This is a genomic window from Achromobacter animicus (assembly GCF_902859585.1).
Taxonomy (GTDB): Bacteria; Pseudomonadota; Gammaproteobacteria; order Burkholderiales; family Burkholderiaceae_B; genus Achromobacter; species Achromobacter animicus.
Genome location: NZ_CADIJM010000004.1, coordinates 178,655 through 194,907 on the forward strand (window position 1 = coordinate 178,655; position 16,253 = coordinate 194,907).

The following is a 16,253-nucleotide window of genomic DNA, read 5'->3' on the forward strand; positions in this document are numbered from 1 at the left end:
GGCGCGTCCACCACAGCCAGACCCCGGTCACGCTTAGCGCCAGCGTAACCACGCCGACCAGCGCCACCATCAGTTGCAACGGCCAGCCCCAGAACGCCGCCATGTGCAGGCTGGTCAGCCAATGCTTGGCGGTATCGCCGGCGGCCCTGCCCGTTGGAAGATGGCTGCCCACGAGCTGCCCATTCACCGCATTGAACACGACCGACGTCGCGCCGCTGCGCGTGCGCAGATCCCGGCTGCTGCGCACGCTGTACCGATACAGCTTGCGGCGCGCATCCAGCGCCAGCCAGTGTTCGCCGAGCACGACGAAGCCTTCGCGGGCAGCCAGTTCCGCCATCAGCCGCCGCCCGGCGTCGCGGGCCTGCGCGGGCGGCATCGGGTCACCGGCCGCCACGGCCGCGCCGCGCCGGGGATCGGCCTGATAGCTCAGACCGGCACGCATCACCGGATCGTAAATGGAGGGCAGGTTCAGCGCGACGCTGCTCCATGCCATCAGCGTCAGCGCTGCCCACAGCCACAGCCCGCCGGCACGATGCAGATCGTAGTTGCGCTTATGCGGACCGCCCCGCCAGCGGATGCGCCAGGCGGGTGCCCAGCGCTGCCACGCGGAGGACGCCGGCTTGCGCGCTCGGGGCCGGGCAGGCAGCGTGAGCCACGCGCCCACAAATCCATCCAGCGTCCACGCCAAGGCGACGATGCCGAGCAACAGCTCGCCGATACCCTCGAACAGCAGGGCCGTGTGGATCCGATGCAGGAACGGCATCAGGTTGCGCAGCCCTTCCCGCAGATCGCCCCAGCGGCGCTGGCCCAGAATGGCGCCGGAGTACGGGTGGACGAAGACCTCGTGCAGCACCGGCGCGCCCGCGCCTTCCTCGTGCAGCCAGACCGGGAACGGCACGCTGCGGCCGTCCTGTCCGCCGAGCGGCGTGGCGGGCATCGCCGCGGCTGGCGCGAGCCGGGCGACGTGTTCCCGCAGGGTCAACGCGTCCAGCCGCGCGGCATCCGCCGAAGGCGGCGCCACGCGATGCAAGGCCGGCGCGGTGGCGGCGTCCAGCGTGTCGTACCACGCCAGCGGGATGCCGGTCAGCGCCACCAGGCATAGAAAGCCGGCCAGCACCAGGCCGGTCCAGCGATGCAGCCGCAGCAGCGCGGCGCGCACGTTCACCAGCGGTAGCTCACCGTGCCGATGATGCGGCGCGGCTCGCCGTAGTCGCACACGCCGCCGTAGCAGATCGACGGAATGTAGGTCTTGTCCGTCAGGTTGGTGACGTTGAGCGCGTAGAGCCACGGGCCGCTTTCATAACTGACGCGCGCATCGATCAGCGTGTAGCCGGCGCCGCCGAGCGAACCGCTGGACGGCCGGTCGGGACGCGCCGAGACATAGCGCACGCCGGCGCCGGCCTTGAGTCCCATCAGCACCCACTCCGACAGGTTCACGTCGGTCCACAGAGAAGCAGCGTGCAGAGGCGTGTTGAAGCGCTCGCCCTCTTCGCCCGGCAGATTGCTCTTGACCACGCGGGCGTCGGTGTAGGTGTAGGCGGCAATCACATCGATTTGCGGCGTGACGCGTGCGCGCGCCTCGAGCTCCAGGCCGCGCGAGCGCACCTTGCCGGTCTGCACCAGAAAGGTCGGATCCACCGGATCCGGCGTGAGCACGTTCTTGCGCTCCAGGTTGAACAGCGCCGCGCTCAGCATGATGTCTTGTCCGGCGGGCTGATATCGGATGCCGACTTCGTACTGCGTCCCGCGGCTGGGCTCGAAGGCGCCCTCGGTGCGGTCGCGTCCGCTGGTGGGTTCGAACGACTGGCTGAAGCTGACGTACGGCGCCAGACCATTGTCCGCCAGATACACCACGCCGGCGCGGCCGGTGAAGGCGGTGTCCTTGTCGTTCGAATTGGTGGACGGCGCGTGCAAGGCGCGGTTCTCGGCGCGCACGTTGTCATACCGTCCACCCAGCAGCACCACCACCTTGTCCGCGATCTTCAACTGATCCTGAAGGTAGATGCCAAGGCGATGCTCGGTGTTGCGGCGCTGCTGCCAGGGCAGGACCACGACATCGCCGGGCATATACACCGGATCGAAGACGTCGATGGGCCGCAGATTGCCGCGCAGGCGGTCGCTGTTGTAGGTGGAGCGCGTGTAATCGAAGCCCGCAAGAATCGTCTGCGTCACGGGCCCCGTTTCAAATCGCTTTTCGATGTTGGTATCGATCGTCTGCACCGTAGTGCGGTCATCGAAACCGCGTGCCGAACGCGCCACCCTGCGCTGCGTCGCGGCGTCCACGTCGCCTTGCAGCAGCACGTAGCGCATCGTCAGGTCCGCGTCGTAGTAGCGCATCGACTGGCGGAACTTCAGCGTGTCATTGAACGCATGTTCGATCAGCACGGCCAACGACGTCGATTCGACATCGAAGCGGTTGTTGTTGGGCTCGCCCAGAAAGCGCGAACGCGGAACCTGTCCGTTCGGGTTGGTCCAGAGCGAGCCGGTGACCGGCACCTCCGTCGGATTGATCGTCTTGCTGCGCTGATAGTTGGCCAGCAGCGTGACCGAGGTGGCCGCTGACGGGCGCCACGTCAACGCGGGCGCGATGTAGGTGCGATCGTCGGCGCTGTAGTCGATGAACTGCTTACTCTCGCGGAACAGGCCGGTCAGGCGATAGGACCACACGCCGGCCTCATCGATCGGACCGCCGATGTCCGCCGACACCTGACGGCGGTCGAAACTGCCGCCGTCCAGATTGATCTCGCCCATCGTTTCGCCGGGCGGACGCTTCGTCACGGTGTTGACGATGCCACCCGGCGCGGCGGCGCCATACAGCACGGATGACGGCCCGCGCAGCACCTCCACCCGCTCCAGTCCGTACGGCTCCTGCTTACCGTTGTACTGATTGATCATGTAGCGCATGCCGTCGCGGTAATAGCTGCCGGTCTGCGGGTTGGCTTCGAAGCCGCGGATGCTCATCGTGTCTTCGAACATCGAGCTCTTGGCGACGATGCCGGGCATGATGCCGGGCGTATAGCCCAGCGCCTGCTGCAGGTTCTGCGCCTTCTGATCACTGATCTGCGCGGCGCTCACCACCGAGATCGACTGCGGCGTTTCGATGATCGGCGTATCGGTCTTGGTGGCCGTGGCGCTGTTCGTGGCGGCGATGCCCAGCACCGGGCCATCCGGGCGTTCGATCTGGGCGGTCACCGCAATCGGCTCCAGCAGCGTCACGTCCTGGCGGCCTTGCCGCAGGACGAAGCCGCCATCGGGCAGACGTTCCGCCACGAGACCAGTGCCGGTCAGCAACGCGGCCATCCCGGCCTCGGGCGTATACCGGCCGCGTACGCCGGGGCTCTGCCGGCCGCTGCTCAGATCGCCGTGGCCGCTGACGAAGAGGCCGGCTTCGGCGGAAAACAGATTGAGCACCTGGCTCAACGGTCCGGCCGGGATGTCGTAGTCGCGGACCTGCGTCTGGATGGACTGCGCGTGCACGACGCCCAGGGGCGCCCCGCCGCTCAGCATCACGCCGATGGCAAGCGCCAGCGGGGCGATGCGCGCGCGGCGGCGCGGAAGGTTGGGGAAAACAGTGAGGGGGTTGGTCATGCCACGAATCCGCGATATGGGTGTTGAATTGCCCATAGGCCGGATGAGCGCGGCAAAAGCGGCAAACTAATTTGTAACTGCGAGGGTTCAGCGAGCTTGGAGGGTCGTCCACCACGGCAGCGGCTGGCTGATGCGCACGGGCAGTGCCTGGCTCAGCAGGCGCAGCGCGCGATCGCTGTCATGCAGGGGAAACGTGCCCGTCACGGGCAGCGCCGCCACGTCATCGGCACAGCCGAGATGCCCGCGGCGGTAACGCGCCAGTTCCGCGATCACCCGCGCCAACGGCGCCTCCTCGAACTGCACGATGCCGCGTGTCCAGTTGTGATCGTCGGCCCGCAGCGCTGCCGGCGCGTCCATGCCTTGCGATCCGCCACGCATCCGCATGCCGGCATCGACTCGAATCCCGGCGGGCGGCGCCCCCGCAAAATGCGCCTGCACCGCGCCCTCCAGCACGGCGAGCGTGGTTTCGCCGTCAAGGCTGCGCACGTTGAACCGCGTACCCAGCGCCTGCAACCGCCCTTCTGGCGTGTCCACCACGAAGGTGCGCCCGGGGTCGGCCGCGGTAGCGATCATGATCTCGCCGCGCAGCAGCACCAGGCGGCGCTGGTCGCGGGTGTAGTCGACCTTCACTGCGGTATCGGTATTGAGTTGGATCAGCGTGCCGTCGGCAAGCCGGATTTCTTTCGATCCGCCCACCGGTGTAACCAGGTCCGCCTGCCAGACCGCCCAGGTTCGACGGCCGGCTGGCGACTGCGCAATGCCCAGGCCCAGCAATCCCGTCGCGCCTGCAATCAGCGCAACCGTCAGCAGCCGGCGGCGCTCGCGCCGGCCCTGCGCGGCGGCATTAAGGCTGGCCAGGCTGGCCTCACGTCCCATCGGCTGGGCGACCAGCGCATCGAACTGAGCGCCCACATCCTCGACGCGTTGCCACGCCCGGCGATGCGCATTGTCCGCGTCCATCCACGCTTGCCAGCGTGCGCGCTCCTGCTCGCTGGCCGCCCCCGAGCTCAGCAGGGCATACCACTGCGCGGCAGCCTCAAGAATGCGCGGATCGACGGCGACGGCGCCCATCAACGTCCTGCCTCTTCGCCATGCACACCAGCGGGTTGCAGGTCCGTATCGAGCAAAAAGCACAGCATGGCCTGCGCGATGTCGTTGCGCACCGTCCGCTCGGACACGCGCAGCTCTGCTGCAATGGCGGGATGCGTCATGCCGTGGATGCGGTGCATCAGGAAAGCGGCGCGCGCGCGCACGCCCAGGCGATGCAGTTTGCGGTCGATCTCGACCAGCGCCTGGAGCGCCTGGACTTGCACTTCGGGGGATGGGTGGGTGATCTCGGGACGCGCGGCCAGCGTTTCGGCCCAGGCCAGTTCAATGTCCCGGCGCCGCCAGAAATCGATCAGCAGGCCGCGCGCGATGGTGGTCAGGAATGCCCGAGGCTCACGCACATCCGCGATGGCGTGCCGGCGCACCAGCAAGGTCAGGAAGGTGTCCTGCGTCAGGTCGGCGGCCTGGTGATTGTCCTGAAGACGGCGATTCAGCCAATTCTGCAACCAGCCGCAATGCGCGGTGTACAGGGCGGAAAGCGATGCGCCAACTGCGTGCTCTCGGTCCGACACGGCGAGCATCCAAAATGGAAATGATAGTTATTATTATACAAGCCCGGCGGGGTGGCCACTCCGGCGATGGACGTTGCAACACGCGCCACCCGAACGTCGGCACCGCGCGGCGTCAGTCCAGCACCACGCCCGACTCGCGCACCACGGTTTCCCATTGCCGGGCCTCGTCACGCCACACCGCACCGAACGACGCCGGCGTGTCGAGACCAGGGACGAAGCCGCCCGCGAGAAAGGCCTGCCGCACCTCGGGCAAACCCAGCACCTCGTGCAAGACGGCAGCAATCCGCGCGACGCGGTCGGCCGGCGTGCCCTTCGGCGCGGCAAAGCCCCACCAGTTGCCCTGCACCGCGTCCGGCATGCCGGCCTCTTTCGCCGTGGGCACGTCGGGCAAGGCGGCAAACCGTTCGGGCGATGCTACAGCCAGTGCCCGGACCTTGCCCTGCGGCACGTAGGCGGCCGCGACGCTGTAGCCGCCGATGTAGAGCTGCACCTCGTTGGCCAGGAGCGCCTGTACACCGGGTGCCGCTCCCCGATAGGCAATGTGCGTCATGTCCGCGCCCATGGCTTTCGACAGGCGGTACGCCGACAAATGCGGCGTCGTGCCCATGCCGGGCGAGCCGTAATTGAGCTTGCCTGCATGCGCGCGCGCGTACTGCTGGAATTGCCGCCAGTCGGTGCCCGGCGCCTGGGCGCTGACATAGACGAAGGCCGGCACGTCCGCCAGCTTGCCCACCGGTTCCAGATCCGTCAGCGGATCAAAGCCCAGCTTGCGATACAGGAACTGATTGATAACGAAATTGTTGGCGGCGCCCAGCACCAGCGTGTATCCGTCGGGCTTGGCGCGCGCCACGTCCTGCATGCCGATGTTGCCGCCCGCGCCGGTCTTGTAGTCGACCACCACGGGCTGGCCAAACCGCTTTTCGAGCAGCGGTTGGATCTGCCGCAAGGCGATGTCGCCCGCCGCGCCCGGCGCGTATGGCAGCACCACGCGGATGGGATGCTCGGGATATTGCGCGCTTGCAGCGGGCGGCATGAGGGCCGGGGCAAGCGCTGCCAGGATGGATACGGCACAAGCTCGGTACGGCATCGTGATCTCCCTGGCCGTCCCGGCGGCGCTGCCCGGGCGGCCGGCCTTGCAACGTTGCGGGTGCTACAGGTCGATACGCATCAGATCGTGGGCCAGACGCAGCGGCCCCGGGTAGTGCTTGCGGATGTCCGCCACGATCTCGTCCATCAGGTGCGGCCCCATGAGTTCCACGGGCAGATGCTTGGCCGCCGCGCGCTTGAGGACCGGGCTGGTCGAATCGAAGTGACCGAAATGGGTGGCCACCAGGCTCTTCACATTGGCCTCGCGTGCGATTTTGCCCAGGTCGGTCGGGCTGGTGTGCGCGTAGGTGCCGACACCGGTCTTGGCGCGGTGCGCGATGAAAGACTCGGGAAAGGTGCATTCGTGGATGAGCAGGTCCGCATCCTTGGCCAGGCGCACCATCGCCTCACAGGGTGCGGTATCCCCGCTGAAGGCGATGACCTTGCCTTCGGCCTCGACGCGCACGCCGAAGCACTCGCAGACGTCGCGCGGGATGTGCTCCACCCAATCCACCGAAATGCGCACTTTGTCGTCCTCGAACACCACGCCGGGACTCACCTCGCGCACCTGGGGCCGCATCGCCTCCAGGTTGCGCTGGCGCACGGGATAAGCGGCGCGCGCCTGAAAATCGGTGTGGTACGCGCCGTTCTCGAACAAGTGGTCCACGAAATGCTTTGTGCCTTTCGGGCCCAGCACCAGCGGAGAGCCTTCCTTGTTCAGAATCCAGCTTGAGATGACGAAATACGGGTAGTCGCAGATGTGGTCGTGGTGCAGGTGGGTCAGGAAAACAAACCCCACCTTGGCAGGATCGACGTTGGCGCGCACCATCTGCCGCGTCGCACCCTCGCCGCAGTCAAACAGGTAGTGCCGGTCATCGTCCAGCGTCAGCAGAATGGCGGACTGCGCCCGGTCAGGATCGGGCAACGCCGCGCCCGTCCCCAGCATGGTGATCTTCATCGGCATCCTCTCTGGTCAGAAGCATGGGCTCGCGTGAGCACGAAACCAGTATAGGAACGGGGTGCATACCGAACGATCAATTATTAGAATGCTGTGAAAACCGCTAGGAATCACTGCGCCATGCCCGCCAGCCCCCGCATTCCCGACCTGCGCCACATCAGCGGACGCCTGCGCCTTCGCCACCTTGACCTGCTGCACGCGCTACACGCGCTGGGCAGCGTCCACAAGGCCGCGGCGCGGCTGGGCATGACCCAGCCCGCCGCCAGCAAGCTACTGCTGGAACTGGAGGACATGTTCGGCGTCCCGTTGTTCGTGCGTTCGCGGCGGGGCATCACGCCGACCGCCTTCGGCCAGGCGCTTGCGGGCAAGACGGATGTGCTGCTGGCCGACCTGGCGGGCGCGCGCAACGAGATCGCCGCCTTGGCAGCCGGCGCGCGCGGCCGCATCCGGGTCGGGGTGCAGCCGGTGGCCCTGCCCGTGCTCGTGCCGCGCGCCATTCAGCGATTGCGCGAACATCATCCAGGCGTCACCGTCATGCTGCACGAGGGCGCGCACGACGCGCTGCTGGACAGTCTGACCCGCGGTGAACTGGACTGCGTGCTGGGCCGCTTGATGCTCGATGCCGCCCAGGCAGTGTTCCGCACCGAAGTGCTGTACGAGGAGCCGATATGCGTGGTGGCGCGCAAGGGGCATCCGCTGGCGCGGTCGACCCGCATCACTGCATCCACGCTTGTGCGCCAGGACTGGATTCTGCCGCCGCCCGATGCGCCGTTGCGCCAGCGGATCGACGCCTATTTCGCGCAACAGGGCATGGCGCTGCCCGCCCCCGTCGCCGAATCGGTGTCGCTGCTGGCCAATGAAGTGCTGCTGCGCGGCGCGGATATGCTGGCCGCCATGCCGCGCGCCGTCGCGCATCATTACGCGGACCTGGGCGTGCTGGCGATCCTGAAGTTCAAACCGGACTGGAGCCTGCCGGCGGTGGGCGTCGTGCAGCGGGCGCACGTGGAACCGACCGCGGCGCTGACGCATTTCCTGGACGCCTTGCGCCACGAAGCCGGCGCCTTGCAGGACGCGCCGGCGACGCGCGATTGAAGAACGGCGCGCCCGCCAGGCACAAAAAACGCACCCGAAGGTGCGTTGCTGATCCATGCAGCGGCAAAGTTCAGGAGCGGCCAGCCAGGCTGCCACCACCGTCCACGCCCAGCACCTGTCCGGTAATGAAACCCGCGTCGTCCGACAGCAGGAAGGCGATGGCCGCGGCCACTTCGGCCGGGGTGCCCAGGCGCTTCATGGGCACGGAAGCCAGCGCGCGCTTTTCGTTGTCGCTGCCGGCGGGCCGGGTGGCGCGGAACATTTCGGTTTCGATGGGGCCCGGCGCCACCGCATTGGCCGTTACGCCGTATTCGGCCAGTTCCAGCGCCCAGGTGCGGGTGCAGCCCACCAGCGCGCTCTTGGCGGCCGAATACGCGGTGCGGTCCAGCGCGCCGTGGATGGAGCGGCTGACCACGTTGACGATGCGGCCGGCGCGGCGCACCTTCATGGATTCGATGAAGGCCTGCGTGACCTGCACCGCCACGCGCACGTTCAGGTCCAGCACGTTATACAGGGTGGCCAGATCGATTTCGCCCAGCGGCTGGGGCGACACGATGCCCACATTATTGACGACGGCGTCGACCGGGAATTTTTCGCGGATTTCGCGCAGGACCTCTTCGGTGCGGCCGGCGTCGGCCAGATCACAGGCGTACAGGTAGCCCGGGAAATCGACGTCGGTCGTGTTGCGCGCGATGCCAACCACGTGACAGCCCATGTCGGACAACCGCTGAGTAAGCGCCCAGCCTATGCCTTTGGTGGCGCCCGTAATGAGCACGCATTTGTCCTTCATGGATTGAAACCTCGCAGTCTGTTTTCTTGGTCAAAAACGGGCGCCTGAGCGCCCCGTTTCCAAAGTAGACACCATCCGGCGCCGCGTGTCTTGTAATTTGCGTAGCAATTCTTGCCCCCTGGACGCCGTAGCGCGGGGGGGGATCAGACGTCCCGGGTGACCGGCACGCGCGGCGCCAGGGCGCACAGCAGTTCATAGCCGATGGTGCCGGCCGCGCTGGCGACTTCGTCCACCGAGGGGCCGTCTTCGCCCCATAGCGACACGGGCGAACCGACCCCGGCGGACGGCACGGGCCCCAGATCCACGACCAGCATGTCCATGGACACCCGTCCCAGCAGCTGGGTCCGGATACCCGCCACCACGACCGGGGTGCCGGTGGAGGCGTGACGCGGATAGCCGTCGGCGTAGCCGCAGGCCACGATGCCGATGCGCATGGCGCGTTCGGCGCGGAACAGCGCGCCGTAGCCGACGGAGTCGCCGGCCTTGATTTCCTGCACCGCAATGATTTCGGAGCTGAGCGACATGGCGGGCTTCAGGCCGAACGAGGAGGCGTCGGCATCCGCAAAGGGCGACGCGCCATAGAGGCAGATGCCCGGCCGCACCCAGTGCGTCTGGCTTTCGGAGCCGACGGCGATGTCGGCAAAGCGCAGGGCGGCGGCCGAGTTGCACACGCTGATCGCGCCGGGCAGCTTATGCGTCACCGAATTGAAGACGCTGAGCTGTTCGTTCACGCCTTGCGGACCATCCGCGCAGGCGAAGTGGGTCATTTTGCCGACCGAGCCCAGCGTGCCCTGCTGTTGCAGCAGCGCGGCGCGCTCGTAGGCGGCGGGAAACGCCGCCGGGCTGAAACCCAGCCGGTTCATGCCGCTGTTGAGCTTGAGCATGATGTCCACGCGCCGGGAAAGGCGGGCCCGGGCCAGCATGTCGAGCTGGTCGCGGTGGTGGACCGTGCTGCTGAGATGGTAGCGGTCGACGATGTCGAGGTCGGACGGGTTGAAGAAGCCTTCCAGCAGCAGGATCGGCCCGCCCCAGCCGGCCTCGCGGCAACGCACGGCTTCTTCGAGGTCCAGCATGGCCAGGCCCTGCGCCTTGGAAAAGCCCGCCACCGCCTGCTCGATACCGTGGCCGTAGGCGTTGGCCTTGATGACGGCCCAGATCGACGGCGGCAGCCCGGCGGCCGCGGCGGCGGTCTGGTCCAGGTGGCGGCGCACGGTGGCCAGATTGTGCGCAAGGGCGGAAACGGAAACGGTGGCGGATATTGGGCGCGGCATGGTGTGGGATCCTGTGGCGTCCAAGTCTAACTGATCGCCGCCCCCGGCGGCGGCGCGCCGGATCAAGCGCGGGCGACTACTCTAAAATGAGACCGTTTTCCGCTTTACGCCGTCTTTGCAGGTCCATTCCTGCCCACTGGCCTCTTTTTATGTCCATCGATCACTACGAGAACTTTCCCGTTGCCTCGCTGCTGTTGCCGCGCAGGCTGCGCGGCGCCGTGACCGATATCTACCGGTTCGCCCGCGCCGCGGACGACATTGCCGACGAAGGCAGCGCGACCGACGAGGAGCGCCTGGCCCAGCTCGCCACGTTCCGCACCGAGCTGCACCGCATCGGCGCCGAACCCGGCACGCCCCCGGCGCCGGGCCTGCCGCCCCTGTCCGACATCTTCGGGCCGCTGGCGCAGACGATCGCCCGGCACCAGTTGCCGATCACGCCGTTCTACGACCTCCTTTCCGCCTTCGAGCAGGATCTGACGGTCAAGCGCTACGAGGACTACACCACCCTCATGGATTACTGCAGCCGCTCGGCCAACCCGGTCGGGCGACTGATGCTGCACCTCTTCGATGCCAGCACGCCGCAGAACATCACCGAGTCCGACGCCATCTGCACCGGCCTGCAGCAGGTGAACTTCTGGCAGGACGTGCGGGTGGACTGGCACAAGCACCGCGTCTACCTCCCGCAGGAAGACCTGCGCCGCCACGGCGTGTCGGATGAAGACCTGGCCGCCTGCCGGCTTACGCCGGCGTGGCGCGAGCTGATGGCCTTCCAGGTTGACCGCACACGCGCGCTGCTACACTTCGGCGCTCCGCTGGCGCGCCGCCTTCCGGGCCGCATCGGCCTGGAGTTGCGCCTGGTGGTGCAAGGCGGGCTGCGCGTCCTGGAGCGGATCGAGGCGAGCGGCTACGATGTATTCATGAATCGCCCCGAATTGGGCGCCAAAGACTGGGCCATCATGTTGTGGCGCTCCATCAAGTAACAGGCCGTGCCTAATGACCCCTGACGAGTATTGCCAGGAAAAAGCCGCCAAAAGCGGCTCCAGCTTCTACTACTCCTTCCTGTTCCTGCCTCCCGAGCGCCGGCGCGCCATCACGGCCCTGTATGCGTACTGCCGCGAAGTGGACGACGTGGTCGACGAATGCACCGATCCGTCGCTCGCGCGCATCAAGCTCGCCTGGTGGCGCACGCAGATCGACCAGATGTTCGACGGCAAGCCCGACCATCCCGTCACGCGCGCGTTGCAGCCGCACCTGGAAAGCTGTTCGATCACCCGCGCCCGTCTGCTGGCCGTGATCGACGGCATGGAAATGGACCTGGACCAGACCCGCTATCTGGACTGGCCCGGCCTGCGCAAGTATTGCTGGCACGCGGCCGGCGTCGTGGGCGAGCTGTCCGCCGGCGTGTTCGGCTATTCCGATCCCAAGACGCTGGTCTACGCCGAAAAGCTGGGCCTGGCGTTCCAGATGACCAACATCATCCGCGACGTGGGCGACGACGCCCGTCGCGGCCGCATCTATATCCCGGTCAACGACATGCAGCAGTTCGAGGTCAAGGCCTCGGACATCCTGAATGGCGAGTATTCCGACCGCTTCAGCGCGCTGATGAAGTTCCAGGCCGACCGCGCCCGCGAACTCTACCGCGAGGCGATGAGCAACCTGCCCGAGGCCGACCGCCGCGCGCAGCGTCCGGGACTCATGATGGCCGCCATCTACCATGCGCTGCTCGACGAGATCGAGCGCGACAACTGGCAGGTGCTGCACCAGCGCATTTCGCTCACCCCCTTGCGCAAACTCTGGCTCGCCTGGAAAACCTGGGTGGGCGGCGGACGCGGCCTGGTCCGCCGGTTGGCCCGGTGAAGGCGGCAGTCATTGGTGCAGGCTGGGCCGGCTTGGCGGCCAGCGTCGCCCTGCGTGAAGCCGGCGCCAAGGTCACGGTGTTCGAGGCCGGGCACACCCCCGGCGGCCGCGCGCGGCGCGTGTTCCACGGCGATTTTGAAGCACCGCTCGACAACGGCCAGCATCTCTTGTGCGGCGCCTACAAGGAGACCCTGGCGCTGATGCGCCGCGTGGGCCGCAACCCCGACGCCCTGCTGATGCGGCGCCCCTTGCGGCTGGCAAGCCTGGACGGCCGCTTCAACCTGTCCGCCCCGCGCCTGCCGGCGCCGCTGCACATTGCCATGGCCGTCCTGCGCGCACGTGGCCTGTCTTGGTCCGACCGGCTTGCGATGCTGCGCCTGATGCGCGGCTTGAAGACCATGTCCTGGTCGCCGCCGCGCGACTGGACCGTGCTGCAGTTGCTGCACTATCACGCGCAATCCGACGTGCTGATCCGGCAGATGTGGGAACCGCTTTGCCTGGCCGCGTTGAACACGCCAATCGCCACCGCCAGCGCGGTGCTGTTCGCCCGCGTGCTGCGCGACAGCCTGGCCGGCGCGCGTGAAGACAGCGATCTGCTGCTGCCCTGCACGGACCTGTCGGCGCTATGGCCGGACGCCGCCGCGCGACAGGTCACCATGCGCTATGGCAGCACGGTGCGCCAGCTGCATCCGTCCGCCGACGGCATCGACATCAACCAGGAACGTTTTGACGCTGCCGTGCTGGCCGTGCCGCCCACCTTCGCCGCGCGTCTCTTGGACGGCCCGCTGCGTGAGGCCGGCGCCACGGGGCTGCTCGATGCACTCAAGGCCTTCGACTATCTGCCCATCGCCACGCTGAACATACGGCTGGCTGGGCCGTGGCGGCTGCCCGAGCCAATGATGATGCTGCGCGAGGATGCGGCCCGCGGCCATGCCGGCCAGTGGCTGTTCGACCGCGCCCAGCTCGCGGGCGACACCAAGGCCGGGGAACTGGCCGTGGTGGCCAGCGCTGCCATCGGCATGAGCGAACGCAACCGGCGGCAAACCATTGAAGCCCTGATCGATCAGGTGGCCGAACAGGCCGCGGCGCATCCGCTGCGGCTGCCGCCGATGCCCGAGGTGGCAGCGGCTGAACTGTTCATTGAAAAGCGCGCGACGTTTGCCGCCGTGCCGGGCCTGACCCGCCCGCTGAATACGACGCCGTGGCCCACGCTGGCCTTGGCGGGTGACTGGACCGATACCGGCTATCCCGGCGTGCTGGAAGGCGCGGTGCGCAGCGGCCTGCAGGCGGCTCGCGTGCTGAATCCCCGCGCGGACTGAACAGCATCAGGCGGGCGAGCCGCCCGCCTGACGCAGACCGGTCAGGCCGGCTTTGTCCCGAACAGGTCGGCCTGGCGCGGGTCTGCCGCGGCGAGCTCATAGCCGATCTGCTCCGCAACCTCGCGCAGGATGTTCTGCGCAAGATTGAAGGCCGTGTTGGCCGCCGGCACGCCCGCGTAGATCGCGTTCTGCAGCAGCACTTCCTTGAGTTCATCGGGCGTCAGGCGCGAGGCATCCTGTGCCGTCAACGCGGCGCGCACGTGCAGTTCAAATTCTTCCCAGCGGCCCAGCGACAACGTCACCGCCAGCACCATCATGCGGCGCGCCTTGTGCGGCAGTCCGGGGCGGCTCCAGATATCGTGCCAGGCATACCGCGTGATCATGTTCTGGTAGTCGGCGGTGAACGTGGTGGCGCGATCCAGCGAACGCTGCACCCATTCATCGCCCAGCACGGCGCGGCGGTTTTCCAGGCCGCGCTCGAAATCGTCTTCCCGGCTCATCTGGTCAATCTCCATTCGGATCGGGGGCTGGCGCGTGCAAACGTTGCCGCGCCCGCCCCCGGATGATCAATTCACCTGGATGTTATTGGTTTTCACGACCTCGGCCCAGCGGGTCTGTTCCGCGTCGACAAACTTGGCGAAGTCCTCGGCGCTGCTGCCGACCGGCGTCAGGCCCAGCTTGGCGAGCTTCTCGCGGGTATCGGGACGCGCCAGCGCCTTTTGCACCAGGTCCTGCAGCTTGGCCACCACTTCAGGGCTGGCGCCGGCCGGCAGGAAGAAGCCGTTCCACTCGACCACGTTGAAGTTCTTGATGCCGGCTTCGCCCACGGTCGCCACATTGGGCAGTTCGGGCATGCGCTGCGACGACGAGACCGCCAGCGCCTTCAGCTTGCCGCCGGTGACGTAGTTCAGGCTGGACGCGGCGTTGGCAAAGTAGACGTCGACCTGACCGCCCATGACGTCCACGATGGCCGGCGCGCCGCCCTTGTAGGGCACGTGCACCATATCCAGGTTCGCATCCTTCTTGAGCAGCTCGGCGGCCATCTGCGCCAGGCTACCCGGTCCATACGACGCGAACGTCAGGCGGCCGGGCTTGGCGCGCGCGGCATCGATGAAGTCCTGCAGGTTGTTGAAGCTGGAACCGGGCGCGGCCACCAGGATGTTGGGTACGCTGACGGCCTGCGAGACCGGAACGAAGTCCTTCTTGGCGTCATAGGGCAGCTTGCGCAGCACCGGATTGATCGAGAAGGACGACGCGTCGTACAGCACCGTGTAGCCGTCGGGCTTGGCCCGCGCCACGAACGCCGCGCCGATGGAACCGCTGGCGCCGCCCTTGTTCTCGATCACGACGCTCTGGCCGGCGACTTCGCCCATGCCTTGCGCGATGATGCGCGCGGCGTTGTCCGCGCCGCCGCCGGCGGAATACGGCACCACCACGGTGATGGGCTGCTCGGGGTAGCCGGCTGCGTGCGCGGCGCCAAAGGCGGTGGCCAGACCGATGGCGGCGGCCAGCGGACGAATTGCGGCCAAGGCCGTGCGACGGGTTTTCTTCATGTGTGCTCCTCGGGTCTCCCCTGCGGGGATGTTCGATCGGTCAAGGGTCGTGGCGCGAGCCGTCGTCAGACGGTCGCGATGGGGTTGACCGGCGCGCCGACCAGACCGGGCACGTACATGGGCGCCGCGGTCAGGAAAAAGGCATGCCGGCCGTGCTGGCGCAACCATTGCGCCAGCGGGGTCAGGTGCCAGAGCTCGCCCAAGGGCAGGCCCAGCTTGAACAGACATTGCTCGTGCAGGGGCAACAGCGCGCCCTTGCCCGAGTCCAGGTGATGGTTGCGCAGTTCGACCGCGTGGTTATCGGCGGCGATGGCCGCGATCCGGCTGTCCTTGATCCAGGCCAGCAGGTCCGCGTCGCCGCCATCCAGCACGCAGCAGCTCGTTTTGAGCCGCTCCTGCTCGTCGTCGCCGAGCGTCAGCGCCAGGTCGGCCAGCCCAGTGTGCAGGCACAGCACGTCGCCCGGCCGGACTTCCACGCCATCGGCGCGCATCACGTCCATCAGCTCGCGGTGGGACACCTTGCGCTGCGCATCACCGAAATGGGCGCGCAGATCCACCAAGACGCCGCGCCCCTGGATGCCGTGGCGCGCCATCGGCGCGATGGACAGGTCGCGGGTGCCTGTAAAGCCCTCAGTGGCGGGCTCGCTGACGGTGAAGCCGTTGTAGCCGGTGGGCTGCGGCTGGCCGGTGCCGTGGGCGTCGTACATCGAACCCACGTGCCCCAGCGCGTCCCATTGCGTGGAATATTGCGGCGACAGCGTGACGCGGTCGTCGCTGATGACATCGGTGGCGCCCGGTACGTCGCGGTCCAGCGGATAGCGGTAGACCGGCACCCCGTTTTTTTCGGCGGGCTGGATCACCGGGCCCTTGCGGCGCGGATTCAGCACCGGCGCGCGCGGCACGGTCAGGGGCAGGCTCAGCGAAAACGAGATTCCGGTGCGGATTTCGGCAACCGCGGCCAGCCGCGCCTGGGCGTCCAGGTGGTTGAGGGTGCCCAACTGGTCATCGTGTCCGAAATCGCCCCAGTTCGATCCGTCCGGGCGGCGCACATAGCGTTGCGCTTGATTCATGATTCCTGTCTCCTCGCCCTTTTGCCGGACGATGCTTATCTTGGTTGTTA

Annotated in this window: 14 protein-coding genes and 1 pseudogene; 4 read left to right on the top strand and 11 right to left on the bottom strand. The window is 67.4% G+C overall.

From position 1 onward, the window contains the following. Positions 1 to 13 precede the first annotated feature (13 nt). The 6 genes and pseudogenes from HV681_RS27830 to HV681_RS13235 form a co-directional block, all read right to left on the bottom strand. Positions 14 to 1,216 (bottom strand): annotated as a pseudogene (locus HV681_RS27830) (PepSY-associated TM helix domain-containing protein); the annotation flags it as partial. After that, complete coding sequence (locus HV681_RS13215) at positions 1,162 to 3,588, bottom strand: TonB-dependent siderophore receptor (protein WP_254594954.1); 2,427 nt, start codon at positions 3,586 to 3,588, stop codon at positions 1,162 to 1,164. The gene HV681_RS13215 and the pseudogene HV681_RS27830, both read right to left, overlap by 55 nt. A gap of 87 nt (positions 3,589 to 3,675) precedes the next feature. Next, positions 3,676 to 4,659, bottom strand: coding sequence for a FecR domain-containing protein (locus HV681_RS13220; protein ID WP_175123501.1), 984 nt, complete (start codon positions 4,657 to 4,659; stop codon positions 3,676 to 3,678). Then, positions 4,659 to 5,207, bottom strand: coding sequence for a sigma-70 family RNA polymerase sigma factor (locus tag HV681_RS13225; protein WP_254594137.1), 549 nt, complete (start codon positions 5,205 to 5,207; stop codon positions 4,659 to 4,661). Before HV681_RS13225 ends, HV681_RS13220 begins: the two co-directional genes overlap by 1 nt. A gap of 112 nt (positions 5,208 to 5,319) precedes the next feature. Beyond that, positions 5,320 to 6,294 (bottom strand): Bug family tripartite tricarboxylate transporter substrate binding protein, encoded by a 975-nt coding sequence (locus HV681_RS13230; protein WP_175123503.1) that lies wholly within the window; start codon positions 6,292 to 6,294, stop codon positions 5,320 to 5,322. 63 nt (positions 6,295 to 6,357) lie between these two features. Further along, on the bottom strand, positions 6,358 to 7,251 hold the full coding sequence (locus HV681_RS13235) for an MBL fold metallo-hydrolase (RefSeq protein WP_175123504.1): 894 nt from the start codon (positions 7,249 to 7,251) through the stop codon (positions 6,358 to 6,360). A 120-nt stretch (positions 7,252 to 7,371) separates the two neighbouring features. On the opposite strand from HV681_RS13235, the gene HV681_RS13240 reads away from it, so the two are divergent. Beyond that, entirely contained in the window at positions 7,372 to 8,343 is a 972-nt protein-coding gene (locus tag HV681_RS13240) for a LysR family transcriptional regulator (RefSeq protein ID WP_175123505.1), read from the top strand. 70 nt (positions 8,344 to 8,413) lie between these two features. Here HV681_RS13240 and HV681_RS13245 read toward each other — a convergent pair whose 3' ends face one another. Both HV681_RS13245 and alr read right to left on the bottom strand, forming a co-directional pair. Then, a complete protein-coding gene (locus tag HV681_RS13245) occupies positions 8,414 to 9,133 on the bottom strand; it encodes an SDR family oxidoreductase (protein ID WP_175123506.1) in 720 nt (239 codons plus the stop codon). Positions 9,134 to 9,276: 143 nt separating this feature from the next. Then, on the bottom strand, positions 9,277 to 10,404 hold the full coding sequence (gene alr, locus HV681_RS13250) for an alanine racemase (RefSeq protein WP_175123507.1): 1,128 nt from the start codon (positions 10,402 to 10,404) through the stop codon (positions 9,277 to 9,279). 149 nt (positions 10,405 to 10,553) lie between these two features. On the opposite strand from alr, the gene hpnC reads away from it, so the two are divergent. From hpnC to hpnE, 3 genes are read left to right on the top strand one after another with little or no spacing between them, the layout of a single operon-like run. Further along, positions 10,554 to 11,384, top strand: a complete 831-nt coding sequence (gene hpnC, locus HV681_RS13255; protein WP_175123508.1) for a squalene synthase HpnC — start codon at positions 10,554 to 10,556, stop codon at positions 11,382 to 11,384. A 13-nt stretch (positions 11,385 to 11,397) separates the two neighbouring features. Beyond that, positions 11,398 to 12,261, top strand: coding sequence for a presqualene diphosphate synthase HpnD (hpnD, locus tag HV681_RS13260; protein ID WP_175123509.1), 864 nt, complete (start codon positions 11,398 to 11,400; stop codon positions 12,259 to 12,261). Next, the gene (hpnE, locus tag HV681_RS13265) at positions 12,258 to 13,580 is read left to right on the top strand and encodes a hydroxysqualene dehydroxylase HpnE (RefSeq protein WP_175123510.1); all 1,323 of its coding nucleotides are present in this window, start codon (positions 12,258 to 12,260) and stop codon (positions 13,578 to 13,580) included. Before hpnD ends, hpnE begins: the two co-directional genes overlap by 4 nt. Before the next feature lie 41 nt (positions 13,581 to 13,621). On the opposite strand, the gene HV681_RS13270 is transcribed toward hpnE, so the two are convergent. From HV681_RS13270 to HV681_RS13280, 3 genes are all read right to left on the bottom strand, one after another. Next, on the bottom strand, positions 13,622 to 14,080 hold the full coding sequence (locus HV681_RS13270; protein ID WP_175123511.1) for a carboxymuconolactone decarboxylase family protein: 459 nt from the start codon (positions 14,078 to 14,080) through the stop codon (positions 13,622 to 13,624). A gap of 66 nt (positions 14,081 to 14,146) precedes the next feature. Continuing rightward, positions 14,147 to 15,133: a Bug family tripartite tricarboxylate transporter substrate binding protein gene (locus tag HV681_RS13275; protein ID WP_175123512.1), complete on the bottom strand. Its 987-nt coding sequence runs from the start codon at positions 15,131 to 15,133 to the stop codon at positions 14,147 to 14,149. A gap of 65 nt (positions 15,134 to 15,198) precedes the next feature. After that, the gene (locus HV681_RS13280) at positions 15,199 to 16,203 is read right to left on the bottom strand and encodes a cyclase family protein (RefSeq protein ID WP_175123513.1); all 1,005 of its coding nucleotides are present in this window, start codon (positions 16,201 to 16,203) and stop codon (positions 15,199 to 15,201) included. Between the last annotated feature and the right edge of the window lie 50 nt (positions 16,204 to 16,253).

Excerpts from the sequence above, each read along its gene's own strand:
- HV681_RS13230 (WP_175123503.1), bottom strand. The coding sequence starts at position 6,294 with ATGCCGTACCGAGCTTGTGCCGTATCCATCCTGGCAGCGCTTGCCCCG.
- HV681_RS13280 (WP_175123513.1), bottom strand. The coding sequence starts at position 16,203 with ATGAATCAAGCGCAACGCTATGTGCGCCGCCCGGACGGATCGAACTGG.
- HV681_RS13240 (WP_175123505.1), top strand. The coding sequence starts at position 7,372 with ATGCCCGCCAGCCCCCGCATTCCCGACCTGCGCCACATCAGCGGACGC.
- hpnC (WP_175123508.1), top strand. The coding sequence starts at position 10,554 with ATGTCCATCGATCACTACGAGAACTTTCCCGTTGCCTCGCTGCTGTTG.
- HV681_RS13235 (WP_175123504.1), bottom strand. The coding sequence starts at position 7,251 with ATGAAGATCACCATGCTGGGGACGGGCGCGGCGTTGCCCGATCCTGAC.
- HV681_RS13220 (WP_175123501.1), bottom strand. The coding sequence starts at position 4,659 with ATGGGCGCCGTCGCCGTCGATCCGCGCATTCTTGAGGCTGCCGCGCAG.
- HV681_RS13215 (WP_254594954.1), bottom strand. The coding sequence starts at position 3,588 with ATGACCAACCCCCTCACTGTTTTCCCCAACCTTCCGCGCCGCCGCGCG.
- HV681_RS13270 (WP_175123511.1), bottom strand. The coding sequence starts at position 14,080 with ATGAGCCGGGAAGACGATTTCGAGCGCGGCCTGGAAAACCGCCGCGCC.
- alr (WP_175123507.1), bottom strand. The coding sequence starts at position 10,404 with ATGCCGCGCCCAATATCCGCCACCGTTTCCGTTTCCGCCCTTGCGCAC.
- hpnD (WP_175123509.1), top strand. The coding sequence starts at position 11,398 with ATGACCCCTGACGAGTATTGCCAGGAAAAAGCCGCCAAAAGCGGCTCC.
- HV681_RS13275 (WP_175123512.1), bottom strand. The coding sequence starts at position 15,133 with ATGAAGAAAACCCGTCGCACGGCCTTGGCCGCAATTCGTCCGCTGGCC.
- HV681_RS13245 (WP_175123506.1), bottom strand. The coding sequence starts at position 9,133 with ATGAAGGACAAATGCGTGCTCATTACGGGCGCCACCAAAGGCATAGGC.